This window comes from Lysinibacillus sp. 38-6 (assembly GCF_046245175.1).
GTDB lineage: Bacteria > Bacillota > Bacilli > Bacillales_A > Planococcaceae > Lysinibacillus.
Genome location: NZ_CP176417.1, coordinates 2,717,242 through 2,743,754, shown reverse-complemented (window position 1 = coordinate 2,743,754; position 26,513 = coordinate 2,717,242). Strand labels below are relative to the sequence as shown.

Annotated in this window: 22 protein-coding genes and 1 riboswitch; of the genes, 18 read left to right on the top strand and 4 right to left on the bottom strand. The window is 38.0% G+C overall.

The window, feature by feature from the left end:
- Nucleotides 1-53 precede the first annotated feature (53 nt).
- From ACKVEV_RS14140 to ACKVEV_RS14110, 7 genes are all read left to right on the top strand, one after another.
- On the top strand, nt 54-968 hold the full coding sequence (locus ACKVEV_RS14140; RefSeq protein WP_409367009.1) for a diacylglycerol kinase: 915 nt from the start codon (nt 54-56) through the stop codon (nt 966-968).
- Nucleotides 969-1,331: 363 nt separating this feature from the next.
- Nucleotides 1,332-2,678 (top strand): cytochrome ubiquinol oxidase subunit I, encoded by a 1,347-nt coding sequence (locus tag ACKVEV_RS14135; RefSeq protein ID WP_409367008.1) that lies wholly within the window; start codon nt 1,332-1,334, stop codon nt 2,676-2,678.
- The gene (locus ACKVEV_RS14130; protein ID WP_409367007.1) at nt 2,675-3,700 is read left to right on the top strand and encodes a cytochrome d ubiquinol oxidase subunit II; all 1,026 of its coding nucleotides are present in this window, start codon (nt 2,675-2,677) and stop codon (nt 3,698-3,700) included. The genes ACKVEV_RS14135 and ACKVEV_RS14130 overlap by 4 nt, the downstream gene beginning before the upstream one ends.
- 12 nt (nt 3,701-3,712) lie before the next feature.
- Entirely contained in the window at nt 3,713-3,835 is a 123-nt protein-coding gene (cydS, locus tag ACKVEV_RS14125) for a cytochrome bd oxidase small subunit CydS (RefSeq protein WP_402927902.1), read from the top strand.
- Nucleotides 3,836-4,005: 170 nt separating this feature from the next.
- Entirely contained in the window at nt 4,006-5,370 is a 1,365-nt protein-coding gene (gene rlmD, locus ACKVEV_RS14120; RefSeq protein WP_409370560.1) for a 23S rRNA (uracil(1939)-C(5))-methyltransferase RlmD, read from the top strand.
- 214 nt (nt 5,371-5,584) lie between these two features.
- Nucleotides 5,585-7,780 (top strand): transglycosylase domain-containing protein, encoded by a 2,196-nt coding sequence (locus ACKVEV_RS14115; RefSeq protein ID WP_409367006.1) that lies wholly within the window; start codon nt 5,585-5,587, stop codon nt 7,778-7,780.
- A 291-nt stretch (nt 7,781-8,071) separates the two neighbouring features.
- Nucleotides 8,072-8,362 carry a hypothetical protein gene (locus ACKVEV_RS14110; protein WP_409367005.1) on the top strand — a complete coding sequence of 97 codons (291 nt, stop codon included), beginning with the start codon at nt 8,072-8,074 and terminating at the stop codon, nt 8,360-8,362.
- A 233-nt stretch (nt 8,363-8,595) separates the two neighbouring features.
- On the opposite strand, the gene ACKVEV_RS14105 is transcribed toward ACKVEV_RS14110, so the two are convergent.
- Nucleotides 8,596-8,796: a cold-shock protein gene (locus tag ACKVEV_RS14105; RefSeq protein WP_409367004.1), complete on the bottom strand. Its 201-nt coding sequence runs from the start codon at nt 8,794-8,796 to the stop codon at nt 8,596-8,598.
- Nucleotides 8,797-9,530: 734 nt separating this feature from the next.
- On the opposite strand from ACKVEV_RS14105, the gene ACKVEV_RS14100 reads away from it, so the two are divergent.
- The 3 genes from ACKVEV_RS14100 (at nt 9,531) to ACKVEV_RS14090 (ending at nt 13,429) form a co-directional block, all read left to right on the top strand.
- Entirely contained in the window at nt 9,531-10,739 is a 1,209-nt protein-coding gene (locus ACKVEV_RS14100) for an MFS transporter (protein WP_409367003.1), read from the top strand.
- Nucleotides 10,740-11,008: 269 nt separating this feature from the next.
- A riboswitch (Lysine riboswitch) is annotated at nt 11,009-11,193 on the top strand.
- Between the two features lie 162 nt (nt 11,194-11,355).
- Nucleotides 11,356-12,072, top strand: a complete 717-nt coding sequence (locus ACKVEV_RS14095) for a cysteine hydrolase family protein (protein ID WP_409367002.1) — start codon at nt 11,356-11,358, stop codon at nt 12,070-12,072.
- 13 nt (nt 12,073-12,085) lie between these two features.
- Nucleotides 12,086-13,429: an APC family permease gene (locus ACKVEV_RS14090; protein ID WP_409367001.1), complete on the top strand. Its 1,344-nt coding sequence runs from the start codon at nt 12,086-12,088 to the stop codon at nt 13,427-13,429.
- A 368-nt stretch (nt 13,430-13,797) separates the two neighbouring features.
- Here ACKVEV_RS14090 and ACKVEV_RS14085 read toward each other — a convergent pair whose 3' ends face one another.
- On the bottom strand, nt 13,798-14,691 hold the full coding sequence (locus ACKVEV_RS14085; protein ID WP_409367000.1) for a 3-hydroxyacyl-CoA dehydrogenase: 894 nt from the start codon (nt 14,689-14,691) through the stop codon (nt 13,798-13,800).
- A gap of 155 nt (nt 14,692-14,846) precedes the next feature.
- On the opposite strand from ACKVEV_RS14085, the gene ACKVEV_RS14080 reads away from it, so the two are divergent.
- Nucleotides 14,847-15,929 carry a LuxR C-terminal-related transcriptional regulator gene (locus ACKVEV_RS14080; protein WP_409366999.1) on the top strand — a complete coding sequence of 361 codons (1,083 nt, stop codon included), beginning with the start codon at nt 14,847-14,849 and terminating at the stop codon, nt 15,927-15,929.
- Nucleotides 15,930-16,226: 297 nt separating this feature from the next.
- Here the strand turns inward: ACKVEV_RS14080 and ACKVEV_RS14075 are convergent, their stop codons facing one another.
- Nucleotides 16,227-16,952 (bottom strand): FadR/GntR family transcriptional regulator, encoded by a 726-nt coding sequence (locus tag ACKVEV_RS14075; RefSeq protein WP_409366998.1) that lies wholly within the window; start codon nt 16,950-16,952, stop codon nt 16,227-16,229.
- A gap of 237 nt (nt 16,953-17,189) precedes the next feature.
- Here ACKVEV_RS14075 and ACKVEV_RS14070 point away from each other — a divergent pair, with 237 nt between their 5' ends.
- Nucleotides 17,190-18,575 (top strand): FAD-binding oxidoreductase, encoded by a 1,386-nt coding sequence (locus tag ACKVEV_RS14070; RefSeq protein WP_409366997.1) that lies wholly within the window; start codon nt 17,190-17,192, stop codon nt 18,573-18,575.
- An 11-nt stretch (nt 18,576-18,586) separates the two neighbouring features.
- Nucleotides 18,587-19,567: a bile acid:sodium symporter family protein gene (locus tag ACKVEV_RS14065; RefSeq protein WP_409366996.1), complete on the top strand. Its 981-nt coding sequence runs from the start codon at nt 18,587-18,589 to the stop codon at nt 19,565-19,567.
- An 89-nt stretch (nt 19,568-19,656) separates the two neighbouring features.
- Here ACKVEV_RS14065 and ACKVEV_RS14060 read toward each other — a convergent pair whose 3' ends face one another.
- Nucleotides 19,657-20,250: a TetR/AcrR family transcriptional regulator gene (locus ACKVEV_RS14060; protein WP_409366995.1), complete on the bottom strand. Its 594-nt coding sequence runs from the start codon at nt 20,248-20,250 to the stop codon at nt 19,657-19,659.
- A 140-nt stretch (nt 20,251-20,390) separates the two neighbouring features.
- On the opposite strand from ACKVEV_RS14060, the gene ACKVEV_RS14055 reads away from it, so the two are divergent.
- The 5 genes from ACKVEV_RS14055 to ACKVEV_RS14035 all read left to right on the top strand — a co-directional run bounded on the left by ACKVEV_RS14055 (nt 20,391) and on the right by ACKVEV_RS14035 (nt 26,438).
- Nucleotides 20,391-21,161, top strand: coding sequence for an SDR family NAD(P)-dependent oxidoreductase (locus tag ACKVEV_RS14055; protein WP_409366994.1), 771 nt, complete (start codon nt 20,391-20,393; stop codon nt 21,159-21,161).
- An 18-nt stretch (nt 21,162-21,179) separates the two neighbouring features.
- Nucleotides 21,180-21,962 (top strand): glucose 1-dehydrogenase, encoded by a 783-nt coding sequence (locus tag ACKVEV_RS14050; RefSeq protein ID WP_409366993.1) that lies wholly within the window; start codon nt 21,180-21,182, stop codon nt 21,960-21,962.
- Nucleotides 21,963-22,175: 213 nt separating this feature from the next.
- The gene (locus tag ACKVEV_RS14045; protein WP_409366992.1) at nt 22,176-22,985 is read left to right on the top strand and encodes a MerR family transcriptional regulator; all 810 of its coding nucleotides are present in this window, start codon (nt 22,176-22,178) and stop codon (nt 22,983-22,985) included.
- Nucleotides 22,986-23,018: 33 nt separating this feature from the next.
- Nucleotides 23,019-24,197, top strand: a complete 1,179-nt coding sequence (locus ACKVEV_RS14040) for an MFS transporter (protein WP_409366991.1) — start codon at nt 23,019-23,021, stop codon at nt 24,195-24,197.
- A 294-nt stretch (nt 24,198-24,491) separates the two neighbouring features.
- Nucleotides 24,492-26,438, top strand: a complete 1,947-nt coding sequence (locus ACKVEV_RS14035) for an LTA synthase family protein (protein WP_409366990.1) — start codon at nt 24,492-24,494, stop codon at nt 26,436-26,438.
- Nucleotides 26,439-26,513 lie beyond the last annotated feature (75 nt).

Genomic DNA, 26,513 nt, shown 5'->3' with positions numbered 1-26,513 from the left:
CAGCGTTTTAATCGTTGAAAGTATTAGAATCTTATGAAGCAGGAAGGTATGTTATGAAACGAGCAAGAATCATTTATAATCCTACATCTGGGCGAGAAGCGTTTAAAAAGCATCTACCAGAAGTATTGGAGAAACTAGAGGTAGCAGGCTATGAGACATCTTGTCACGCAACAACTTGTGAAGGCGATGCGATAGAAGCAGCAAAAAACGCAGTAGAACGTGGATTTGATATTATTATAGCAGTTGGTGGAGATGGGACCTTAAATGAGGTTGTTTCCGGTGTAGCTCAATTCGAAAAACGACCAAAGATTGGTCTTATTCCAATGGGGACAACAAATGATTTTGCACGTGCTATTCATATTCCACGAAATATTGATGAAGCCGTTGATATTATTATTAAAGGCGATACCTTACCAGTTGATGTTGGATTGTTAAATGGAGAACGCTATTTCATCAATATTGCTGCTGGAGGACGTATTACGGAGCTAACGTATGAAGTGCCAAGCAAAATGAAAACAATGCTAGGGCAATTAGCTTACTATTTAAAAGCAGTTGAAATGATTCCATCTATTAAAGCATCACATATGCGCATTGAATATGATGGAGAAGTATTTGATGGAGATGCCATGATGTTTTTATGTGGCTTAACGAATTCTGTTGGCGGTTTTGAAAAGCTTGCACCGGATGCAAGCATAAACGACGGCTACTTTACTTTATTAGTATTGAAAAAAGTGAGCCTGCCAGAGTTTATTCAACTTGCTGCAATGGCGTTACGTGGCGAGCATTTAAAGGATGACCGTGTGATTTATAAAAAAGCGAGCGTTGTGAAAGTAACGACGGACAGTGAAGTGCATTTAAATCTAGATGGGGAATATGGTGGCGATGCACCTGCCACATTTGAAAACTTAAAACGTCATATTGAAATGTTTGTACCGCTCGAAGCTATTCGGGAAGAAGACCGCATTTAAACAAGAAGTATGATTATGGGTAATTTACTAAAATTAAGTTAAAATATTTTGCAAACATGTTCTTGTTTGTATTTATTTACCTCTTAAATTGGGTATGTGAACGAAATAAGAAAAATGTTTGGCAAATGTGCGTATATTACTTGAACAAAATTTGAAACCTTTATAATAGGCCGAAATATCGGTCCATTATAAAGGTTTTTTTCGAGTAATAGTGGAAGATATGGGTATGGATAAGGGAAAGGAAGTGGTGCAATTTGTATAAGTCACAGGAAAGGAAACTTATTTGGTTAAGCTTCGGTGTTGCAATTATTATGCTACTTTCCATACTTGGAAGAATATTTGGAAGTTAGGGGGGCAATTTAGATGATTAATGAATCAGCAGTCTTTTGGAGTCGTGCATTAACGGAGCTGACGTTAACGTTCCACATCATATATGCAACGATTGGTGTTGGTGTGCCATTAATGATTATGCTTGCACAATGGACTGGATATAAAAAGAATGATGAGCATTATATTTTAATGGCGCGCCGTTGGGCAAGAGGTTTCGTCATTACCGTTGCTGTGGGGGTTGTAACAGGAACTGCAATTGGCTTGCAATTATCGTTACTATGGCCGAATTTTATGCAACTTGCAGGGCAAACGATTGCATTACCACTTTTTATGGAAACCTTTGCATTTTTCTTTGAAGCCATTTTCTTAGGCATTTACTTATATACTTGGGATCGATTCGATAGTCAGAAAAAGCATATGCTGCTACTCATTCCTGTCGCTGTAGGGGCATCAATGTCAGCTGTCTTTATTACAATGGTCAATTCTTTTATGAACGCACCACGAGGCTTTGATATTGTAGACGGTCAACTTGTTAATATTCAACCGTTTCTTGCCATGTTTAACCCAGCAATGCCAACGAAAGTAGCGCACGTTGTCGTAACAGCCTATATGACATCGGCATTTGTGTTAGCGGCCATTGCAGCTTACCGTATGCTAAGAGGATCCGATCATATTTACCATAAAAAATCATTGTTTTTACTGATGAAAATTGGTTTAGTTGCATCGATTGCTTCTGCAATTATTGGTGATTTCTCAGGTAAATACTTAGCGGAATACCAACCAGAAAAATTAGCTGCTGCAGAATGGCATTTTGAAACAACAGATAAAGCATCACTTATTTTACTCGGCGTATTAGATGGTGAAGAGGTCAAGTATGCGATTAAAGTGCCGTATGCTTTAAGTATACTTGCACGTAATAATCCAACTGCAGAAGTTATTGGCTTAGATCAATTTGCAGAGGAAGACCGACCACCACTGTATATCCATTATCTTTTTAATATTATGGTCTTTATCGGCATGTTCATGGTACTTGTGTCCTTGCTTTACGTAGTAGGGAAACCACGCGGCTGGCTCTTTATTCATTCGCGCTGGTTTAGATGGATTATCGTTGCAGGTGCACCACTGTCCATTATTGCGATTGAAGCAGGTTGGTGGCTTGCAGAAGTAGGGCGTCAACCGTGGATTTTGTATGGCATTATGCGCACAGCAGAAGGTGCCACAACGAGCGATCATGTGGATTTAATGATGCTGTTATTTACAGGCGTTTACGCAGTACTTGGAATAGGTAGTACTGTCGTATTAGTTCGTATGTTTAAAAAGAACCCAATTGAGCAAGAAATTGAAGATCGACATACTGAAAAGGGCGGTGACATCATATGACATTAGAGGTATTAGGAATTTCAGTATTGTGGATTTTCCTGTTTGGCTATGTGATGATTGCATCGATTGATTTTGGCGCAGGTTTTTTCAATGCTTACAGTTTGCTTATTGGCAAAAACCATATTATCACCAATGTCATTAAGCGTTATTTATCGCCTGTTTGGGAAGTAACGAATGTCTTTTTAGTGTTTTTCTTTGTAGGGATGGTAGGGTTCTTCCCACAAACAGCCTTCTACTATGGAACGATTTTACTTGTGCCCGTTAGTATTTCATTAGTGCTGCTTGCCATTCGAGGCTCGTATTATGCGTTTGAGGCGTATGGTGCACGTGGGCATATTGGTTATACGCTGACATATGGCGTAACTGGCTTATTAATTCCAGCTTCATTATCAGTTGTATTTGCAATAGCCGGTGGGGGCTATGTGGACATCGTGGATGGGCAACCCGTATTAAACTATTGGACATTATATACAAGTACATTTGCTTGGAGTATTGTCGTACTAAGTATAGCGGCTGTCTTGTATATATCCGCCGTATTTTTAACATGGTATGCAAATAAAGCAACCGATGTAGAAGCTACTAATTTAATGCGAAAATATGCACTCATTTGGGCAGCGCCATTAATAATTAGCGCACTTGGCATTATGTATGAAATGAAATCCATTAACCCTGAAAGCTATCAACATATGCTCAACTTATGGTGGATGTTTGCCATTTCCGCCGTATTATTTATTATTACGGTCATCTTGATATGGATGCGAAAAAATTATGGGCTCGCTTTAGGATTATTAATTGCACAGTTCGCTGTAGCATTTTTTGCTTATGGAATAGCGCAATATCCATATTTACTGTATCCATATTTAACGATTTACGATAGCTTTACGAACACGCAAATGGCCATTTCATTAGTGATTGTCTTTGTTTTAGGATTATGCTTGCTTCTCCCTTCACTGTATTTATTGTTGAAATTATTCTTATTCAATAAAAATTATGTGACAGGAAAAGAAGACCATCATGCATAGGAGGGGATAGCGATGGATAAAATTGAAATCTTTTATGCACCATTTATAGTAGTTATTCTTAGTATTATTATTATGTTTTGGTGGGCGCCAAAAGATGATTATGTAAGAAAAAATAACAAAAAGAGTCGCGAGTAGCGGCTCTTTTTTAGCACTAGAGGAAGCTCGTTATTGTCTAGGCGAAGAAAAACACGTGTCCAACTTGACAGTTGTCGTTCGCAGTCAAGAACAACATTAATTCAAGCCTTGTTCTTTTTTCCTCCGCTATCACATGCTACAATAAGGAGATTGAAATGGAGGATGTACGAATGTCAGCACCCGTAAAAAAGAATGACCAATTAACAGTTTATATAGAAGATTTAACACATGATGGCAATGGTGTCGCTAAAGTCGATGGTTATCCATTATTTATTCAAGGGGCATTACCAAATGAAACAGCAGAAATTCACGTGTTAAAAACATTAAAAAATTATGGTTTTGCCAAAGTGGTAGAAATCATTAAACCATCACCAGATCGAGTAGATGCACCTTGCGATTATTTCAAGCAATGCGGCGGCTGCCAGTTACAGCACTTATCGTACGAAGGGCAGTTAAAGTGGAAGGAAAATATGGTGCGCAATGTGATGCAACGCTTAGGCAAAATTGATGCGCCTGTTTTGCCTGTGAAAGGGATGGAAGAACCTTGGCACTATCGCAATAAAGCCCAAATTCCATTTGCTACGAATGACGCAGGACAAGCCATTGCAGGTTTCTATAAAACGAAATCGCATACGATTGTCGATATGGATCATTGTCTAATCCAAATGGGCGAGGCGGACGCAATCCTTTCTGGACTAAAAAAGGAATTAGCGTCAATCGGTCTACAACCTTACAATGAAGCATCACATCATGGCATGTTGCGTCATGTCGTTATCCGTACAGCACGCGCAACAGGGGAAGTAATGGTTGTACTCGTGACGACAAAGAACAAATTCCCGCAAAAAGAAGCGGCTGTAGCGAGCATTTTAAAGCTAGTGCCGAATGTTACGTCGATTATGCAAAACGTCAATAGCGCGAAAACAAACGTTATTTTTGGTGATGAAACCATTAACCTGTGGGGCAAAGATGTCATTATCGACGCGATCGGTGATGTGCGCTTTGAAATTTCGGCACGCTCATTCTACCAAGTAAATCCACAGCAAACAGAAGTGCTATACAAGCAAGCGCTGGACTACGCTGATTTACAAGGACATGAACGTGTGATTGATGCCTACTGTGGCATCGGGACCATCTCTTTATTCCTTGCGCAAAAAGCAAAGGCCGTCATGGGTGTCGAAATCGTGCCACAAGCTATTGAAGATGCAAAACGCAATGCAGAGCTAAACGGCTTTACGAATACGTACTTTGAGGCAGGTCCCGCAGAGGAAGTAATTCCACGCTGGTATAAGGAAGGCAAGGAAGCAGATGTCCTTGTCGTCGACCCACCGCGTAAAGGCTGTGACGAAGCACTATTACAAACGATTTTAGAACAACGTCCAAAACGAGTTGTGTACGTGTCATGTAACCCAGCCACACTCGCACGCGATTTACGCATATTAGAAGATGGTGGATACAAAACACAAGAAATTCAACCAGTAGATATGTTCCCGCATTCTACACATTGTGAAGCGGTAGCGTGGTTGGAGTTAGTATAAAGAAAAAGAACGAATTTCCGATGGTGGAATTCGTTCTTTTTTTTTGTAATAAAGGTGTTATTTGGACAGGTTAGTAAAAAAATATAGTATCAACTATTAGTACCAGATGATAAAATTAATTGTTTAGGATATTGTTATGGGGGCATTAATAATATCGACACAGGCTTTTAATCTTATATGAACTGTAATTATATTCAAATGGGAGAGAATAGGAATGTCAGAAAAAGGGTATCGAACTCGTAAGGAACGAAAAAAAGCGGAAATAACAAATAATAAAAAACAAAGAAGTATAGGTATACTGAAAAAGAGATCGTTGGTTAAAAAAATAGTCATAGTCTGCTTGGTACTCGGTCTTGTTGCAACAGGAGTAGGTGCCATTACGGTCGCTTCAATAATGAAGGGGACACCTACTTTAGATTCTGCTAAGCTAATGGATCCGCTGTCTACTAAATTTTATGATAAGGATGGTAACTTCCTTTATGAATACGGCAAGGAAAAACGGACAAAAATTACATACAATCAAGTGCCGGAAGTGTTAGAACATGCTTTTATTGCTACCGAGGATTCCCGTTTTTACGAACATTTTGGGATCGACCTCAAACGGACAGCTAAGGCTATTTTTGTGAACGTAACCGGAGATTTCGGATCTCAGGGAGGTAGTACGATTACACAGCAAGTCATTAAAAATTCTTTCCTGTCTCCAGAGAAAACGTTGAAACGCAAAGTGCAAGAATGGGACTTAGCGTATCAGTTGGAAAAGGAATATTCTAAGGAAGACATTTTAATGATGTATTTAAATAAAATCTACCTTGGAAACCGCTCTTACGGAGTGGCTACCGCAGCAAAGAATTATTACGGAATTGAGTCCGATGATTTGAAAAAAATGACGCTGGCACAGGCGGCGATGATAGCCGGACTGACACAGAGTCCGAACAATTATGATCCAACCATACCGGAAAATGAAGAAGCAGCCACGAAGCGCCGACATATCGTATTAAGCTCGATGCTTCGAGATGGCTATATTACGGATAAACAAATGAAGGAAGCAGAAAAAGTTCCTGTAACAGAGGGACTTGTAGCGAAAAATACGCAGCAAAGTATGCCTTATGAAGCATTTTTGGATGCAGTTGTGAAAGAAGTAAAAGGAAAACTGAAGGATGTGGATATTAGCGAGGACGGATTGTCGATTTATACAACTCTGGATTCAAAAGCACAGGACTTTGCGGAAAAAATGATGAATACAAATGAAATCATTGCTTATCCAGATGAGAATTTTCAGGGAGCGTTCGTTTTATTAGATACCATGACGGGTGAAGTTAGGGCAATCGGGAGTGGACGAAACGACTATAAAGCCCAATTTTTAGGGCGCAACTTTGCTGTTGATATTAAACGTCAACCAGGATCAATCTTTAAGCCTATTTTTGATTATGGACCGGCGATTGAAAACTTAAAATGGTCCACGGCTCATTTAATCAACGATCGTAAGACAACTTATTCAACGGGTGAGCCCATCTCAAACTGGGATCATCAATATCATGGAACGATGACAATAAGGACGGCATTGCAATATTCATATAATATCCCGGCATTGCTTACATTAAGAGAAGTTGGGATGGATAAGGCTAAAACTTTTGCAGAACAACTTGGCATTACGTTTAACAGTAACGAAGTATATGAATCTTACTCGATCGGCAGCAATACTGTCAGTCCTTTAGATATGGCAGGGAGCTATAGTGCTTTTGGAAACAACGGATTATACAATAAACCGCATTTTGTCCAAAAGGTTGTTTTAGCGGATGGGGCAGTCGTCAATTTTGAGGAAAAACCAAAACGTGTTATGGAGGATTACACGGCCTATATGGTAACTGATATGTTACGCACAGTCGTAAATGCTGGTACAGGAACAACTGCAAATGTTCCCAGACTGGATGTTGCCGGGAAAACAGGTACAACCAATTTCGATGAACAAACGCGAGCTAAATATGGATACCCAAACGCTGCTACAAATGATAGCTGGTTTGCAGGCTATACACCTCAATACACTATGGCTGTCTGGACGGGTTACACTCAAAACGGACAGGGTAACTATATGAGTGGAAATGCGACGAAAATCTCACAGTTAATGTTTAAAGCTATGTTGGAAAATTTCGGAACGGATACTTCCAATTTTAATCAACCGGAAAGTGTCTACAGAGTGAATAATGAACTTTATATAAAAGGCGTTGCTTCTGCAGAAGTGCCACCTAAAAAAATTATCCATCCTAATAATGGAGGGCATAAAGAGAAACTCAAAAAAGAGGAAAAGAAACAAGATAAAGAGGAAAAGAAACTGAAAAAAGAAGAAGAGAAAATCAAAAAAGAAGAAGAGAAGCGTCGGAAAAAGGAAGAGAAGGAACAAAAGCATGGTTAGATAATTATTTCTTACCAACTGTTCATTAAGACAATAGATTAGTAAACTGAAAATCTTATAGCTTTGTTTCTAACAAAGAGGAAAAAATTATAAAGAAATTACCAATATCTTATGTGTTACCTCATTCACTCCGCACATTGTGAGGCAGTTGCGGGGTGGCATTAGTATAATAAAGAAGAACGAATTTCCAGTAGTGGAATTCGTTCTTTTTCGTTTTTCTAAAGGATAAACGTTACTTTCGAAGAAGTATATAAGAATGCATTTGTTAAAATTTTCTATGGAGGCGAACGAATGAAAACAGAATTTATGATAACCGTCGTGATCATTTTAGGACTGGTCATTGCGATAGATAAAATATACGGGAAAATTAATATAGAAAATTATTCTCCTATTTGGGAGTATTTTTCTAAAGCCCTTCTCTATGGGTTTATTGCGAGCGTTACATTATTTTATGAAAAAGATTCGTTACGCGATGTGAATACGCTAGAATGGGCTATTGTTGCCGTTTCCATCATAGAAGGAACAGGGAACTATATTAATTATGTAAAAGAATCAAAAAAGAGAAAAAAACAAAAGATTTGAATTTAATTTAGACATCATCATTAACCATCAGCACCTCTTGTGTTGCATATACCAAACATTGTGGAGTGGTAGCATGGCTAAAGTTAGTATAATGAAAAAAGAACGGATGCTTGAAGTAGAATTCGTTCTTTTTGCATTGTTTAATAAAGATTTAAAGAGTTGATGTGAGAAAGAGAAAAGGATGCAACTCTGCATAGTGCAGAATTACATCCTCCTTCAAGGAAAAAAGTTAATTATCCTTTTTGAACGTTTGTTGCTTGAGGGCCACGTTGCCCTGCTTCAATATCAAACGTTACTGGTTGTCCTTCTTCCAAAGATTTGAAACCTTCGCCTTGGATAGCTGAGAAATGTACGAATACATCTTCGCCACCTTCACGTTCGATAAATCCAAAACCTTTTTCTGAGTTAAACCATTTTACTGTACCTTTTTCCATGAGAAAAAACCTCCGTTGCGTATCCGCTATTTATTACTATTCTTGCCTTCATTACATAAATCACAGATTTGCAACTTTGTAAAGTCAAAAATAACTTTCGTAGAGATAATAACATCATTAAAATAGAATTTCAACTACATAGAGTAAGAAAAAATGTTACAAAAGTGTGAAAAATCATTTGGATGAAAGACTGAAGAAGTCCGTACAGTGAGGCGTTACCTGCAGCTCATTTATTTGTAAATTTTTGCGTAGATTGTAGCTGGCGTAGTTTACTTGTGACAGCAAATTGTGTTTTAGGAAAGTGTCTGAAAGCAGCTCGGTGTATCTTGTAAGCTACAGTGAAAATTTATTTATATGCACTGTAAGCCTTACAAGCCATAGCTCCACATAATATTTACCAATATTTTCTTGTATAAAAATAAAGATAATTTTGCTAAGATATCTTTTGAAATAATGAACCTTTAATACGGTCCAGAGAGGCTGAAAAGGGATACATGGAATTTTAAGTTATTATGTACGTAATATCTTTGCTTATTCATGCCCTTTTGTCTATTTGGACGAAAGGGCTTTTTATTTTGCCATTAGCTGTGATTACACAACTAACGTACCTCTTTTAAAGGAAGTCCAGTGAGGCTTAAAAGGAGAATGGAAACGTTATATTTATATAGATACATCCATTCATTCGTAAATAAAAGAGATTTATTTTCATCTAGAACATACTGGAGGATAGAAGAATGGATTATCGAAAAAAGACCGTAGTCGCATCGGTAGCAGGTTTAACATTAGAAGGCATGGACATCATGTTTATCTCATTTGCGATGACAATGATTATTGCTGAATTTAACATTGATTTAGCAACGGGAGGACTAATTTCTTCCATAACAAACGTCGGGATGCTTTTAGGAGGCATTATTTTCGGTGTATTAGCGGATAAGTATGGTAGGGTAAAGGTCTTTACCTATACCGTTCTCTTATTTGCAATTGGTACAGCGTTAACAGGATTAGCGACGAGCATTGAACAAGTATATCTATTTAGATTTATCGCAGGAATAGGTGCCGGCGGAGAATACGGTATTGGGATGGCACTTGTTGCAGAAGCATGGCCGAAAAACAAACAAGGGCGTGCGTCTTCATATGTTAGTGTAGGGGCGCAATATGGTGTTATTTTAGCTGCCTTACTAAGTGCAATTATTCTTCCTACTTTAGGTTGGAGAGCATTGTTCTTTGTAGGTGTAGTACCTGTTATTTTTGCCTTTATCGTAAGAAAGAATTTAGATGAATCACCTGAGTGGCTCGCTGCTCAGAAAAATAAAAAAGCTAGTAAGAAAGCAGAAAAGGGTAAGTTGGTCCAATTGTTTGAAACACCACGAACAGCGATGACAACCATTTCTTTAATCATCATGGCAACGGTGCAAATTGCCGGTTATAACGGTTTAATGATCTGGTTACCATCAATGTTGCAACAGTCACAAGGTTTATCTGTTTCTGGCTCTGCTCTTTGGACAATTAGTACAGCGGTTGGCATGATTATTGGGATGTTAACCTTTGGACTATTTTTAGATCGATTTGGTGCTAAGCGTGCCTTTGGCATCTTCCTTATTGCTTCAGCATGTGCAGTATTCTTATACTCATATGCTACTGGTAGTGCGGGTGTCCTAATAGGTGGTGCAATCGTCGGCTTCTTCTCAAATGGGATGTTCGCCGGTTATGGTGCATTGATTGGAAGTCTATATCCAGTGCAAATTCGCAGTACGGCCACAAACACAATATTCAACTTTGGTCGTGCGATTGGTGGTTTCTCACCAATCCTAGTCGGCTATATTTTACAAAGTTATGATATGAAAGTTGCGATGCTTTACTTAGCAGGATTATATTGTATTTCCTTTATTGTTATGCTCATGCTTAAAAAAGAGCATGTAGGAAATATAAGCGAAACGATATAAAAAGGAAGACCATCCATTAAAATGCTTTGGCGTTTTAATGGGTGTTTTTTTTATGAACAAGTCTGCTTTCACTGACTTGACTTAGAAATACAATTATCGGTATATTGTTATAATTTTTGTAAAAATTATTGTGTAAAAGTGTTTTAACTGTTATTTTATTGAATTTCATAGCGGTAAACCTTATAAAATATAGTAATTTTAAAGGTTGACACAGAAAAAACGCAATACTATAATTATTTCAAACAATTAAATATGCCTCACTTTTCCGATAGTGAGGTAGAGGCGCGACAGTTAATAGTATCTAATGGAGTCCGAGAAGACGAAGAGGTTAGGTAGAAGGAAATGTCGCCGAAGTGTATGGTGAGTTCTCGCCATCATATGCTGGGTCTGTAGCGAATAGCTGCAGGACTGTCTTCGTAAACACTGGTGTTTATGAAGTTGTGCTATCTCTGTTTAGACAAACAGTGGGGAATTTTAAATGGTCCATTCATTTTTAGTTTCTAGCTTTAAAATGAGTAGGTCATTTTTTGTGTTAGACAGATTCTTTTGCACAAAGAGTCTGTCTTTTTTATTTGTCTAGCCATTTCGGAATAAGAGGGTACTTGGAGGAATTACTATGGATAACACATCAACATTATATTACGAATTTTTACCGACTGACGGTCAAAAAATAAACGTGAACCCGGATAAAACAGCATTACTCATTGTCGATATGCAACATCAGTTTATTAGCCGTGACGGATTAGACGCACAGGTTGCTAGAGAAAAGGGCATGTTTGAGCAGTGGGCATACTTTTTTGATCGTATCGACAATTTAACGATTCCGAACAATAAAAAACTATTAGAATTTTTCCGTGCGAATCAATTAGAAGTTACTTTTGGTCGCATTGCTTGTCATCACAAAGATGGACGAGACCGTTCACCTGTCCAACGCCGTCCTGGCTGGAACAATATTTTATTGCCAATTGGTGACCCAGGAGCGGAGATGGTCGAAGAATTAAAGCCTCTGGATGATGAAATTGTTGTCAATAAAACGACAGATAGTGTATTAAGTGGCACGAACTATGAATTTTTATTGCGCAATATGGGCATTGAAACAGTCGTTTGTACAGGGGTTGTCACAGATCAATGTGTTGCTTCAACAGTACGAAGCTTAGCGGACGCAGGCTTTGAAGTGATTTTAGTGGAAGATGCATGTGCAGCAGCAACACAACAGCTTCATGATGCTGAAATTATGATTATGAATCAAATTTATTGCCAAGTGATGAGTACAAATGAAGTCATTGATTTAGTAACAGAAGAACTTGCAAAACGCGAATCAGTGAATGTGTGAGAGGAAATAGACGATGAGTCAAACAGCCAATGATCATACACCACAGTTAAAACGTGTTTTAACATTAAAAGATTTAGTTATTTATGGTATTGCTTTTATGACACCGATCGCGCCAGCTTATATTTATGGCTTTGCAGCAGAATCCACAGGTGGGATGTTGCCATTAGCCTACTTGGTTGCGATGGTGGCCATGATGTTTTCTGCCTATAGTTACGGTCGAATGGCGGCCGTTTTTCCAAATGGAGGGTCAACGTATACATATACACAACGTGCCATTAATCCGCATTTAGGATTTTTTGCAGGATGGGCCATGTTTATGGATTATGTTTTAGTGCCACTCATTGTCTTTATGGTAGGTGCGTCCTATGCGAATGCATTAATACCCTCTATTCCGTATTGGGTATGGGTGTTATTCATTGCAGGTATTATTACGATTGTCAATATTTTAGGTATTGGCATCGCAGCGAAAACCAATCAAATTCTCGTGCTATTTATGGGCGTTGTCGTCGTTATTTTTGTGATTTTTTGTGTGAAGACAATTGTCGGTGGGGATAGTGGTACGTCGCTCTTTTCTGTTGTGCCGTTCTTCAACGATGAAAAATTCGTTATGTCGGCTATTATTTCAGGTGCAGCCATGGCCTGCTTCTCATTTTTAGGGTTTGATTCGATTACAACGCTTTCTGAAGAAGCCGTTAATCCAAAAGATGATATTTGGAAGGCAGCGATTTTAGCTTGTTTAATCGGAGGACTAATTTTTATTGGGCAAGCGTATGTAGCACAACTTGTATGGCCGGATGTAACAAACTTTAGCTCAGCGGATACGGCTTTATTTGATATTGCAGAAAAAGCAGGTGGAGCTGTTCTGGCAACACTTTATACGGTTGCGATTATTGTATCGACAGTGACAGCTGGTTTAACAGGACAAGCAAGTGCATCTCGTTTAATGTTCAGTATGGGGCGTGATGAAGTGCTTTCGAAAAAGTTTTTCACACACTTACATCCAAAATATCAAACACCGGTTTACAATATTTTATTAATGTGTGCGATTAGTGTTTTAGGAGCGCTGTTTTTATCAGCTAATTTCGTAGCAGAATTAATGAACTTTGGTGGCCTGACAGGATTTATGTTTGTCAACTTGTCAGTGATTGTCTATTACTTCTTCCGTAAAAAAGAACGGAAAATCATTCGCTACTTATTAATTCCTGGGCTAGGTTTTAGTATTTGTTTCTACTTATTTATTAATTTATCACCAATGACATTAAAGATAGGCTTTATCTGGCTAGCAATCGGCTTTATCTATGCTGTTATTACGACAAAAGGCTTCAAAAAGAAACCACCAACTTTTACAGAATTATAAAATACCTTTGCGAGGGTTGCGGCTTCCTGTGCTGAGCGGAAAGCACCGCAGCAGTGGATAACAACAACATAGCAAAACGTGTTAGATTGATGGTATGGCACCTTTCAACTATGCAAACAGATTGATTTATTAGCTATTGACTTTTTTGCAATAGATAAAAAAATAGAAGAGTGCACTAGATGATGGTAGCGAAGGCGGTGACTCCTGCGGGAACAGCACATAATGTAAGACGCAACAAACCGCGCGTTAGCGAGGGTTGCGGCTTACGGTGTGCCCGCGGAAAGCACCGCCGCAGCGGACATCAACGATGAAGCAAAAAGTGTTAGATTGAGCGAATCAATCTAACACTTTTTCAATTTTGTCTCTAATTAATTATGTTTAAGGAAGTCTTTATCCATATAGGCTGGATTAGGATATTTATAAAAACCTTCTCCTGAAGATACGCCCATTTTCCCTAAATCGATATACTCCGCTTTAATTTTTTCCGCTATGATTTTTGCCATTGGGTCATTGTCTGCCTTCATCATATTTAAGTTATATGGTGTTTCCATACCAACGATATCTAAAAATCCGAACGGTCCTGCTGGTGAACCTGTTGAAATCATCCAGTTTTTATCGATTGTATGTGGGTCTGCAATGCCATTTGCCCACAGTGCCATACCAGCACTTAAAAACGGTACAGTTAATGAATTTAAAATATAGCCGGGTTGTTCCTTCTTTAAATGGAATGGAATCATGCCAATCGTACGGGCAAATTCAATTACTTGTTCCGTGTACTGTGGATCAGTGCCTGCGTGGCCCATTACTTCCGCTGTGTTGTTTTTCCAAATTGTATTGGCAAAGTGTAATGCTAAAAACTTCTCAGGTCGGCCTGTGAATTGTGCAAATTGACTAGGTAACAAAGTAGAAGAGTTTGATGCAAAAACAGTTTTTGCTGGTGCTACTTTTGCTAGTTGCTCATAAAATGATTGCTTAATGTCAATACGCTCTGGTACCGCTTCTATCACTAAATCTACATCAGCTACTGCTTGTGCTAAATCAGTGTAAAATGAAAAGCCTGCCAATGTTTTCGCTGCTCGTGCATCATCATTAAAATATTCTCCATATGTGTGTGATAACGATTGCAATCTTTCTTTTGCTGTTGCAATTGCTTCATCGTTAATGTCATAGACATTCACTTCATAACCAAAAAATGCAGTTTGAAAAGCAATTTGACTTCCTAATACACCGCTACCTGCGACTAATATTTTTTTATATTCCATGTCTAATACCTCATTTCTTTATTTAAATACCCTTAGTTGAGCAAAATAACAAAACAAAGTTGTTACAACTAGAGTGTAAATGATAGAGTAAAGGCAAAGATACCGGCATTTTAGGGTATATTAATTGAAAATAAACATGCAAATGTAGGTGTATTATGACGAAAATAAACTTCCAATATGTACTGTTTCATAAAATTCATCATCAAGATATAGCTTATGCGTGGAATCAGCATGTGCAAACGAAAAAAGAGTTAAGTGAGCAAGAAATTATTCAAATTGGTTACTGGTATCGCTCCTGGTTAACGTTTTTAAATGGTCAGTTAAAACATAAAACGATTCAACGGGAGGAGCTCATTAACTGGGCGACGATGCATAGTCGACTGTTACCAGAAAAATTACTCACGATATTTCCTTCCATGTCTTATGCCGCAACAAAAGATGTACTAGGACAAATTAAGCATCCGTATACAGATGACATGTTACAGTATCACGATAAAATACTGGATGTTTTACGTCTTGTAAACAGTAAAGTTATTCAAACACCTATCAAGGTTGAATTAACGCTTGAAAGTTTGCTAAAGTTACAACGTTTTAGCAAATTGCTTATACAATTAGATGGCGTCGATCATATGCCAACCATCTTATCGAAAGCACAAGAAAACTTCGGTTATCAACGGGTGATATTTCATAGCTATAATCCTTGGCTTCATGAATTTTCGAATGTATACGGCTCTGAGCTACACAAAGTACAAATACTAAAAGGCAAGCTAGAAGAAGTGCCGGTCTTTGCTATTAAAAAGCCACTCTATTTAGAACAACCAGCGCCCTATATCAATCCGATTGCAATTGACATCTTGAATTTATCGACGATTATTTTTATTCCAATACAGCAAAATGGCCAATTATTTGGTTGGTTAACGTTTGATCAATGTGGAATGCCCTTTTCCTATAGCGAAGAGGAAATGCATCTACTAGAAGAAGCAGGGAACTTATTAGGCTGTTACTTTTCACGGACACGCAGTACACAGCGCCTATTACATGATTTAAAGCTAACTGATAAAGACTTGGCTGTTTTATTTTTATTAGCAGAAGGGTTCAGCAATAAAGAAATGGCAGAGCTTCTCGTTGTCAGTGAGTACACAATTCGTGACTATATTCAAAAACTACTAACGGTCTTTAACGCAAAAAACCGTACGCAAATTATTGCGACGGCTTTTCGAATGGCTGTGTTAGAATAAGTGAAAACGTTGAGCGAAAGGGTGGCTAGGACAGAATCCTAGTTAATTTAAATAGGCATTCATGATTTTCTAATCGTGAATGCCTTTGTTTTGTCTGCTAGGCAGCCGTTGTTCTCCGTTCCGGACGGCTTTAGCTAATTTTTTCGCGAGAGCGCGAAAAAATGGATCTTCCGCTCGTGTCGTGCTGTTCCCGCAGAAGTCGCGGCCTCCACTCCGAATCAATTAATATTACCGCTGACAGAGGCTGGATATAGTTATGTCCCAGCCTCTTTTTAGTTTTATCAGTAAATACTTCATTTAGATGTGTGGCTCGCCAATATGATGAAAAAGGGACGCTGTTAATTCTCGACGTATTTGCTTAATATGTTTTTCCATCAGTTGTTTCGCTTGCATGGCATCGCCGGCAGCAATGGCCAAGTAAATTTCTTTATGTTCATCAATCGTCTCTTGTGTACGTTCTACATTTTTTAAGCGTTCTGTTCGGGTTACGCGGATTGTATCTTGCATATGTTCACTTAGCGTTTGGAACAATTGGGAAAAGATTGTATTGTGTGTAGCAAGAACAATGTTCATATGGAAGCTTAGGTCAGCTTGAATGCCTAATTCCACATCATTTTTAACTCGATCCATCATTTCTAATGCTTGACCGATGCGTGCTAAATCTTCAGAAGTGGCACGTTGGGAAGCTAAAAAGGCACATTCTACTTCCAGTGTTTGACGAAGCTCTAACATTTCATATACGAGTTTTTTTTCCGTTTTTAAAATAGTGGAGGAAAGCTTTTCACCGATTGAATGACTTTCCGATGATTTAATAAAGCTGCCACTGCCTTGCTTAATATCAATAATCCCTTTTATTTCAAGCTTGCGAAGAGCCTCTCTAACCGACGTGCGACTGACATGAAAACGACTCGCTAATTCTCTTTCCGTCGGGAGCTTTTCTCCAGGCTGTAATGCCCCATTTAAAAAATATTCAGTTATTTGGTCAACGATGACTTGATAGGCTTTTTTCTTTGTTTGCAGCATTCCCTATGTCCTTCCCCTCAATTACATAGTTAAAGTAAACGTTTTAATCATACAGAAATAGTTTCATGTTATCAATCAAAGAAAAAGATTAATTATTGATATTTTCAGAATATTAAGTATAATAATAATGGTTGGACCAATTTTACAGTCGTGGAAATTGGTCTGACCTATATATTTAAAATTAAACAACTAGAATAGCGAAAAACAAGTTCCAACAAGGTAAAAGGGGAGAAAAACATGATTGCAACAAATGAAGAAGTGGTGAGTGTACTACGAAGTGTGCTTTCGGAAAGCCAAGTAACAATGAATCAAACGATTTTAGAGCAACATAGCATTGATGAATCTTATCATAGCGCTAGTTTACCGGATATTGTAGTGTTCCCAACGTCAACAGAAGAAGTAAGTAAAATAGTAAACATCGCCAACCAATATAAAATACCGATTGTGCCATTTGGAAGAGGAACAAGCCTAGAAGGACATGTCATTCCATATGATCACGGGATCACAATTGATTTTTCTAACATGAACAAAATAATTGAAGTAAGGGACAAAGACTTTCTCGTAAAAGTTCAACCAGGGGTAACACGTTCACAGTTAAATAAAGAGTTAAAAAAATACGGTTTGTTTTTCTCTGTCGATCCTGGAGCCGATGCAACACTCGGGGGCATGGCAGCAACCAATGCAAGTGGTACAACCTCGGTTAAATATGGCGTAATGCGCGACCAAGTTCGAGATTTAGAAGTTGTGCTAGCAGATGGCACGGTCATTCATACGGGCAATTTAGCAGAAAAATCTTCATCTGGTTACCATTTAAACGGCTTATTTGTAGGATCTGAGGGGACGCTTGGCTGCTTTACTGAATTGACGCTAAAAGTGTATGGCATTCCAGAGCATATTATGGCTGCTCGTGCATCTTTCAAAACCGTTAATGATGCTGTTGAAGCAGTCGTTAGTATTTTGCAAGCGGGCATTCCCATTGCAAGAGTTGAACTAGTAGACGAACCTTCGATGAAACAAGTGAACTTGCATAGTCATACAGCCTATGCGGAACAGCCTACTTTATTTTTAGAATTTCAAGGAAATGAAGCTGGCTTAAAGCAAGACGTTGAATTTATGAAAGAACTTGTAGCGGAACACCATTGCGAACAGATTGAATTTGAGACCGACAATGCAGCGCGTAATCAGCTATGGGAGGCTCGCCATAATTTAGCATATGCTTATGTTCATGGTCACCCTGGCAAAAAGCTAATGGTAACGGATGTTTGTTTACCGATTTCCGAGTTAGCAGGAGCTGTTGAACATGCGAGAAATGCGCTTAATTCATTTGCCCTGACAGGAGGGATTGTCGGACATGTCGGTGATGGCAATTTCCATGTGCTGTTAATGATTGATATGAATGATGCTGCTGACATACAAAAAGCTGATGAGTTCAATGAATTAATTGTACTGTACGCACTTGAACGAGGGGGAACTTGTACCGGAGAGCATGGTGTCGGTATTGGCAAACAAAAGTATCAAGAGCAAGAACATGGCAAAGCATTGCTTGTCATGGAAAAGATTAAACAAGCGCTCGATCCAGATGCTCTTTTTAATCCAAATAAAATCGTCAAAACTAAAAAATAGGGAGTGGAAATATGAAAATTTTAGAAGCCATTAGTACGATAGCGGGAAAATATTTTGCCATTTGGGTTATCTGTATTGCTGTTATTGCTTTTATTGTTCCAGATCCATTTTTAATATTCGGGGGCTATATTACGATTTTACTAGGCATCGTCATGTTTGGGATGGGGCTGACGTTAAAAGCGGTTGATTTTAAAATGATTTTAACGAATCCAGTGCCCGTTATTATAGGTGTCTGTGCCCAATATATTATTATGCCACTTACCGCTTTTTTAATTGCGTATATGATGAACTTACCAGCGGAATTAGCTGCGGGATTAGTCCTTCTCGGCTCTGTTCCAGGGGGGACTGCTTCAAACGTTATGGTCTATTTAGCAAAAGGCAATGTACCGTTATCCATTACAATGACTTCTTTTTCAACGTTACTAGCGCCAATTGCCACACCATTGATACTATTATTACTGGCAGGTAAATGGATGCCGGTTGACCCAATGGCTATGTTTACTTCCATTATTCAAGTTATTATTTTACCGATTATCCTTGGTCTTGTTATACGGAAATTTGCTCCTAATGTCGTCGAAAAGAGCATCAACGTTATACCGCTTATTTCAGTAGTTGCGATTATTATTATTGTTTCGGCGGTTGTTGCTGGAAATGTCGCTAGCATTGCTTCAGCTGGCTTTATTATTTTTACGGCTGTCATGCTGCATAATGCATTCGGATTGCTTCTTGGCTATTTAACAGCACTTGCGTTAGGGCTTGATGAAAGTAATCGCAGAGCCATTTCCATTGAAGTAGGGATGCAAAACTCTGGTCTAGGGGTAGCATTAGCAACTGCCCATTTTGGTCCGTTAGCTGCCTTACCGAGCGTTCTTGGTGCGGTTTGGCATAATATTTCCGGTCCAATTCTAGCAACGTATTGGTCGAAAAAAACAGCAAACGTTGCGCCGATACCTAGTAAACAAATGCAGGAAAGCAATGTTGGAACACATTAAATGTGACATGGGGCTTGAGCATAAGAAAAGAACGAATTTCCGATGGTGGAATTCGTTCTTTTTTGCGTATTAAAATACAAATCGCTTTGTTAAGTGTCGATTTCTTTTATAATAAATCCTCTTGCAAAAGTATTGAAAATTCGATTGAGTCGCTCTGTCATTTCCCCAGGCGTGGCATCAAAATCTTGTGCAATCCAGTCCAAAATTAAACCAGCTGTTCCATATGCCATATAGCGCTTTTGGGAATGATCATCAACAACTGACACGCCGTATTGAATATCAAATTTATCTTTGAGCAAATTAAAAATCGCTTCAGGTATTTGCTGGTGGATACGAGGTAACGTATCTTCTAACAGTAGTAATGTGAAGTAATCACGGTGATCGTAAATGTAATACAACAATTCAAAGGAATGGGTAGTCAACTCCTGTACTTTCACACGACTATTACTTTCATACTTAGACATGCTGTTATATTGGATAGCTTCAAACATTTCTTCCATTAACTCTTCAACAAGAACATCTATATTTTGATAGTACACATAAAAGGTTGTGCGATTATATTGAGCATAATCGACAATATCCTTCACTGTCACAGCACTAAATCCTTTTTTATGGACCATATCAATAAATGCCTTCTTCAAGAAATGCTTTGTACGTAAAGCTTGATTGGAATTAGATTTCATCAAATTTATCTCCTACATTAGACAGATTGATAAAAAGTGTTGGTTTCTTCGACATTATAGCAAATATTAAGGATGGCTTACAGAAAGTGAAACCCATTACACTAGAAATGTAACAACAATCTTTAGGGGAGGTACAAAAAATGAGATTTGAAAATAAAGTGATCATTATTACAGGTGCTGCAGGAGGTATCGGTAAAGAGATTGCTCGCAAGCTTGCAGGTGAAGGAGCTAAGTTAACGCTAGTGGATTTAAATGAAGCAGCAGTGAAAGCGGTTGCAGAGGAGCTTAACTTAAGTGAGGATCGCGTACTGACTTTAAAGGCAGATGTTTCAAAAGAAGCAGAAGTAAAAAATTATGTTGATCAAACTGTCTCAACATTTGGCCGCATTGATGGATTTGCGAACAATGCAGGGGTAGAAGGTCCAGCAAAAATATTAGAAGAAATTACTGAAGAAGATTTCGATTTCGTCTATAGCATTAACGTCAAAGGTGCTTTCTACGGTTTAAAATATGTTATGCCCATTATGAAACAACAACAAGCAGGTTCTATTGTTAATACAGCTTCAGTTGCTGGATTAATTGGGTCACCAAATATGATGCTATATAATTCGTCAAAACATGCTCTAATGGGCATTAATAAAGTAGCTGCGTTAGAAGCTGCTCCATATAATGTACGTGTCAATACAGTCAACCCTGGTGTCATTAATACACAAATGATGCGCCAGATTGAGGCAAAAGTTGCACCAGGTGCCGCAGAAGCTGCGCAATCCGCCTATCAAGATGCAGTGCCAATGAAGCGCTATGGTGAACCGAATGAAGTAGCAAATGTCATTGCATTTTTACTATCAGATGAAGCTTCTTATGTAAGTTCTTCATCTTACACAGTAGATGGATCATTATATAACATTTAATAACGGAGGGACTATCAAATGAAACGTTTTGAAGATAAAGTAGTCATTGTGACAGGTGCAGGATCTGGTCTTGGCCAAGCAGCAACACTTCAATTAGCACAAGAGGGTGCGAAACTAGTATTAGTTGACTTGAATGAAGCGGGTTTAAAAGAAACAGAAGAAAAAGTGTTGGCTATTTCACCACAGGCTGAACTGTTGTTAATTGCAGCCAATGTTGCAGATGAAAAGGCTGTAAAAGGTTTTGTAGATGCGACTGTTGAAAAGTTCGGCAAAATTGACGGTTTCTTTAACAATGCAGGTATCGAAGGAAAACAAAATTTAACAGAAGACTTTGGCATTGATGAGTTCCAAAAAGTTGTTTCTATTAACTTAAATGGTGTGTTCTACGGCATGAAATACGTGTTAAAAGTAATGAAAGAACAAGGTTCAGGGTCAATTGTTAATACGGCATCTGTAGGTGGTATTCGCGGTGTTGGCAATCAATCAGGTTACGCAGCATCTAAACATGGTGTTGTCGGCTTAACACGTAACTCTGCAATTGAATATGGCCAATTTGGTGTTTCGATTAAAGCAATTGCACCAGGTGCCATCATGACACCAATGGTAGAGGGCTCTTTACGTCAAATTGGTGGCGATAATTGGGAAGAGGTAGGGAAAGAATTCGTCAAACCAAACCCAATGCGCCGCTTCGGTAAACCACAAGAAGTTGGTTACTTAGTTGCCTTCCTTCTTTCAAACCAAGCTGACTTCATTAATGGTGTTGTTGTGCCAATCGATGGTGGACAATCATATAAATATTAATTATTGTGGAGAGCTATCCTCGCAATCTTTATATAGTAAGAAAGGTGAAATTGACTACGTTCAATTTCTCCTTTCTTTTTTTCATTTACATAGCCATTATGTAGTATCGTCATTTAGGTATAGTTATTGAAAATTATTTCAAATAATCATTTGACTTTCCCCCTTACTAAAGGGTTTATACTTTGGTCAAATAAAGAAAATGGAGGATGGAAGATGTTTAAAATCGGTGAGTTTTCTATGTTAAGTAAAGTTCCTGTAAAAACGTTGCGTTATTACGACCGAATTGAGTTATTAAAGCCACAGCAAACGGATCGAGCGACAGGGTATCGCTATTATGCCGCAGAGCAACTGCTTGAAGTAAATCGAATCCTTTTATACAAAGAATTGGGTTTTACCTTAAAACAAATTGCCCAGCTCCTGCATGAAGAAATTTCAGTAGAACAGATTCAAGGGATGTTTAAGCTGAAAGAGAGCGAAATTCAACAATTGGTAGAGCGAGAACTAGAAAAATTAAATCGTATTAAAGAACGGATGCAGTTAATTGGTCGAGAAGGCAGTGCAGAAAAGGAGCAGGAGGTAATGATTAAAACAGTTGAAAGTGAACGACTTATTGCTTTTCAATCTTGCGGGTCAGAAGAAGAGATTCCCTTGCTTTTTGAGACACTGAATCATTTGTTGGAAAAAGAAAATCCAGAATGGATAACTGAAACGCAAACCGTGTTATGGAAGGAATCAGCGGAAAAAGATTTTGAATTTGAGGTGGGGTATTCGCTCAAAGGTAAAGTTGCATCGATTCCACAGCCGTTATATATCCGTACGTTACCAGCTGAAACGATGATGGCTACGCTACTATTTCGTTCAAATTCACCTTGTGCACAAACTGCCTGCCTTGATTTGGCGACTTGGATAGAAAAAAATGGCTACCGAGTAAAAGCGGACCAACCAGGTAGGGAAATTTATTTTCCATCTTCTGAAAAGCAAGAAGATCGATTAATTGAAATTCAAATTCCGATTGAACGCTAAAGTTCCATAAAAATAGAAGGGAGAAATGTTTGAGTGAAAAATAAAACAGTTATTTATTTACTTGCACTAGCAGTCTTTTTAATAGGAACGATTGAATATATCATTACAGGCATTATTCAGATGATCGCAACGGACTTAAGTGTCTCTACATCTGTAGCAGGCTTATTAGTCACTGCATTCGCACTGTCGGCTGCCATTGGTGCGCCAATTGTCATTGCCTTAACAATTAATATTGACCGGAAAAAAATATTGTTATGGATGCTTAGTCTGTTTATTTTAAGTAATTTTATGACGTTTTTTAGCCATACTTTCACAATGGTTCTCATTTCAAGAATTTTGCAAGGCTTAAGTGGAGGTATTGCTACTGTTGTAGCAATGGCTGTAGCTACGCGCCTTGTGGACAGCGACAAAAGAGGGAGTGCTATTGGAATTATTTTAATGGGTTTAAGTAGCTCATTAGTTTTTGGCGTCCCACTTGGCACATTACTTAGTGAAATAATTGGTTGGCGGCCATTATTCATAGTCATTGCTCTCATGACCATCATTCCAGTAGCCGTTGTTTATAAGCGTGTGCCGTCTATTAAAGAGCAAGAACCCGTGACCATTGGGATGCAATTAGCCTTATTAAAAGATAAAAGAATTGTGTCGGCAGTTGCGGTGACATTATTTTATGTAGGTGGCTATTCGACGTTATTCACTTACTTAACACCGTTTTTACAAGCGACTGCAAATCTAACAATGGCAGAAATAAGCGGTATTTTACTACTTGCAGGAGTTTGTAGCTTCGTCGGCTCAAGCATTGGAGGTATTGCGGCGGATAAAAAGGGTCCTACGTTTACCATTTTCACAGGACTCGTGATACAAATAGGAATGTTGTTTTTACTACCAATAATCGGAGGGAATCTAGTTGGCATTGTTGCAATAATTATGATTTGGATGATTGCTACGTGGAGTACTTCGCCAGCACAGCAATACTATTTAGTTACATTAGTACCGAAGTCTCCCGATATTGCTTTAAGTGTCAACACTTCGTTTATTCAATTTGGATTTGCTCTCGGTTCGGGAATAGGCGGGTTTGTCATAAGCAGCAGTTCCGTATTGAATCTTAGTTGGGTCAGTGCTAGCACGGTTGTTCTCGCTTTACTCATGACCTTCATAATCGTTGTGTTAGAACGAGGTGCAAGTTGTAAGTCATTGATGGAAAAATGTTAAAATTTTTTGCACCAACCTAGTACGACTTTGCAAGGATACAATAATATTGGCTTGCTTTCCCCTGTAAATGTTAGGTAAAACTAACGTTTATGGGGTTTTTTTATCGCATGTAGGCCAGTAATAGAGGCATACGAAACTAATTCTCTTGCAATATCGTCTACAACTTGACAGAAGTGTAAAAACGGGAGTATTATACATTAGCCGCCGAAAAAAAGCTATAGTGAAGTAATAATTTTCCGAAATTTATACTTATAGTCTAAATATAATTTAAAAAAGTAATAGGTAGGTGCAAAAATGAAAAATCTAGTAAGTAAAAACTTATTAAACAAATTTTTAGGGTTTTATATATTAGCAGTTGTCATGTTATGGTTAAAAACATATATTACGCAGACTGCACAGTTTAATTTAGGAGTAGAAGGCGCTCTACAACATTTTCTTTTACTATTAAATCCACTAGGGTCGGCAATGCTATTCCTAGGATTCTCGTTTTTATTTAGAGGAAAGAAAAAATATACATCACTCGTAATTATATACACACTGATGTCTATTCTTTTATATGCTAATGTTGTATATTACAGATTCTTTAGCGATTTCATTACATTACCGACAATTTTCCAAACACAGAACTTTGGTGATTTAGGTGGTAGTATACTTTCTTTATTAAAACCTTATGATATTTTATTCTTTGTCGATGTATTTGCTATCATCTTTTTACGTTTCTCAGGGAAAATACAAAAACAAACAACGGCTATGGGCTACAAAAAAGCATTCGCCATTATTGCTTTAGCTTTAGCAATATCCATCCTTAATTTAGGATTAGCTGAAACGAGCCGTCCACAACTATTATCTCGAGGCTTTGATAGAAACTATATTGTGAAATATTTAGGTATGTATAACTATACGATTTATGACACTGTTGAAACGATGAAAGCATCTTCAGAGCGAGCATTGGCGGATAGCAGTGATATTACAGAAGTCATTAACTATACAAAATCGAACTATGCCAACCCAAATCCGAAATATTTCGGTGCAGCAAAAGGAATGAACGTTATTTATTTACATTTAGAGTCATTCCAAAACTTCCTGATCGACTATCAATTAAACGGTCAAGAAGTGACACCATTTTTAAATTCATTAGCAAAAGATAAAAATACATTGTATTTTGATAATTTCTTCCATCAAACAGGGCAAGGTAAAACGTCTGATGCAGAATTTATGTTAGAAAACTCTTTATTCGGATTACCACAAGGATCTGCTTATATTACAAAAGCTCAAAATACGTACCAAGCAGCACCTAGTATTTTAAAAAATTACGGTTATACTTCAGCGGTCTTCCACGGCAATAACGGAAGCTTCTGGAACCGCAATGTTATTTATAAATCATTTGGCTTCGACAAGTTTTATGATGCAAGTTATTATGACACAGGCTCTACAGAAAATATGGCTGAATACGGTTTATTAGATAAACCATTCTTTGAACAATCTCAAAGTTTCTTAAATTCATTACCTCAACCGTTCTATACAAAGTTAATTACGGTAGGGAACCACTATCCATATAAAATGAGTCAAGATTTAGTAACAATTGACAAAGCTACAACTGGCGATGCAAGTGTAGATAATTATTTCCAAACTGCACGTTATGCCGATGAAGCAATTGAACAAATGTTTAATCAATTAAAAGAATCTGGTTTATATGATAATTCAATGATCGTTCTTTACGGTGACCATTATGGTATTTCTGATAATCATAATAAAGCGATGGCTCAAGTAATGGGTAAAGAAATTACACCTTATGAAAGTGCTAATTTACAACGTGTACCATTATTTATCCATGTTCCAGGTATGCAAGGGGAAACGAACCATACGTATGGTGGACAAACAGACCTTCTACCAACGTTATTACATTTACTAGGAATTGATACACAAAACTATGTGCAATTCGGTTCAGATTTATTATCTGAAGAGCACAATGAAATAGTACCGTTTAGAAATGGTGATTTCGTCAGTCCTTCGATTTATTCAATTGACGAGAAATACTATGATAGTAAAACTGGTTTACCACTAGATGATAGTCAATTAGAGGCTGCGCAAGCGATGAAAAAAGAAGTAGACCTTAAATTAGGCTTATCAGATAAAGTAGTAAATGGTGACTTATTAAGATTTTATACACCAACAGGTTTCACACCAGTAGATCCTTCTAAGTACAATTACAACAAAGATGCAGTGGAAGAAACGAAATAAACATTAAGTTTTGGAGGGCAGTTCGAGAAAATGTGTTTGATATCAAAAAATGATATCTGACCGTTTTCTTGAATT

Bases quoted from the DNA above. Each gene is read 5' to 3' on its own strand.
- ACKVEV_RS14080 (WP_409366999.1), top strand. From the start codon at position 14,847: ATGACGAAAATAAACTTCCAATATGTACTGTTTCATAAAATTCATCAT.
- ACKVEV_RS14110 (WP_409367005.1), top strand. From the start codon at position 8,072: ATGAAAACAGAATTTATGATAACCGTCGTGATCATTTTAGGACTGGTC.
- ACKVEV_RS14140 (WP_409367009.1), top strand. From the start codon at position 54: ATGAAACGAGCAAGAATCATTTATAATCCTACATCTGGGCGAGAAGCG.
- ACKVEV_RS14105 (WP_409367004.1), bottom strand. From the start codon at position 8,796: ATGGAAAAAGGTACAGTAAAATGGTTTAACTCAGAAAAAGGTTTTGGA.
- ACKVEV_RS14050 (WP_409366993.1), top strand. From the start codon at position 21,180: ATGAAACGTTTTGAAGATAAAGTAGTCATTGTGACAGGTGCAGGATCT.
- ACKVEV_RS14100 (WP_409367003.1), top strand. From the start codon at position 9,531: ATGGATTATCGAAAAAAGACCGTAGTCGCATCGGTAGCAGGTTTAACA.
- ACKVEV_RS14070 (WP_409366997.1), top strand. From the start codon at position 17,190: ATGATTGCAACAAATGAAGAAGTGGTGAGTGTACTACGAAGTGTGCTT.
- ACKVEV_RS14095 (WP_409367002.1), top strand. From the start codon at position 11,356: ATGGATAACACATCAACATTATATTACGAATTTTTACCGACTGACGGT.
- ACKVEV_RS14130 (WP_409367007.1), top strand. From the start codon at position 2,675: ATGACATTAGAGGTATTAGGAATTTCAGTATTGTGGATTTTCCTGTTT.
- ACKVEV_RS14090 (WP_409367001.1), top strand. From the start codon at position 12,086: ATGAGTCAAACAGCCAATGATCATACACCACAGTTAAAACGTGTTTTA.
- ACKVEV_RS14055 (WP_409366994.1), top strand. From the start codon at position 20,391: ATGAGATTTGAAAATAAAGTGATCATTATTACAGGTGCTGCAGGAGGT.
- rlmD (WP_409370560.1), top strand. From the start codon at position 4,006: ATGTCAGCACCCGTAAAAAAGAATGACCAATTAACAGTTTATATAGAA.
- ACKVEV_RS14075 (WP_409366998.1), bottom strand. From the start codon at position 16,952: ATGCTGCAAACAAAGAAAAAAGCCTATCAAGTCATCGTTGACCAAATA.
- ACKVEV_RS14065 (WP_409366996.1), top strand. From the start codon at position 18,587: ATGAAAATTTTAGAAGCCATTAGTACGATAGCGGGAAAATATTTTGCC.
- ACKVEV_RS14035 (WP_409366990.1), top strand. From the start codon at position 24,492: ATGAAAAATCTAGTAAGTAAAAACTTATTAAACAAATTTTTAGGGTTT.
- ACKVEV_RS14115 (WP_409367006.1), top strand. From the start codon at position 5,585: ATGTCAGAAAAAGGGTATCGAACTCGTAAGGAACGAAAAAAAGCGGAA.
- ACKVEV_RS14045 (WP_409366992.1), top strand. From the start codon at position 22,176: ATGTTTAAAATCGGTGAGTTTTCTATGTTAAGTAAAGTTCCTGTAAAA.
- cydS (WP_402927902.1), top strand. From the start codon at position 3,713: ATGGATAAAATTGAAATCTTTTATGCACCATTTATAGTAGTTATTCTT.
- ACKVEV_RS14135 (WP_409367008.1), top strand. From the start codon at position 1,332: ATGATTAATGAATCAGCAGTCTTTTGGAGTCGTGCATTAACGGAGCTG.
- ACKVEV_RS14060 (WP_409366995.1), bottom strand. From the start codon at position 20,250: ATGAAATCTAATTCCAATCAAGCTTTACGTACAAAGCATTTCTTGAAG.
- ACKVEV_RS14085 (WP_409367000.1), bottom strand. From the start codon at position 14,691: ATGGAATATAAAAAAATATTAGTCGCAGGTAGCGGTGTATTAGGAAGT.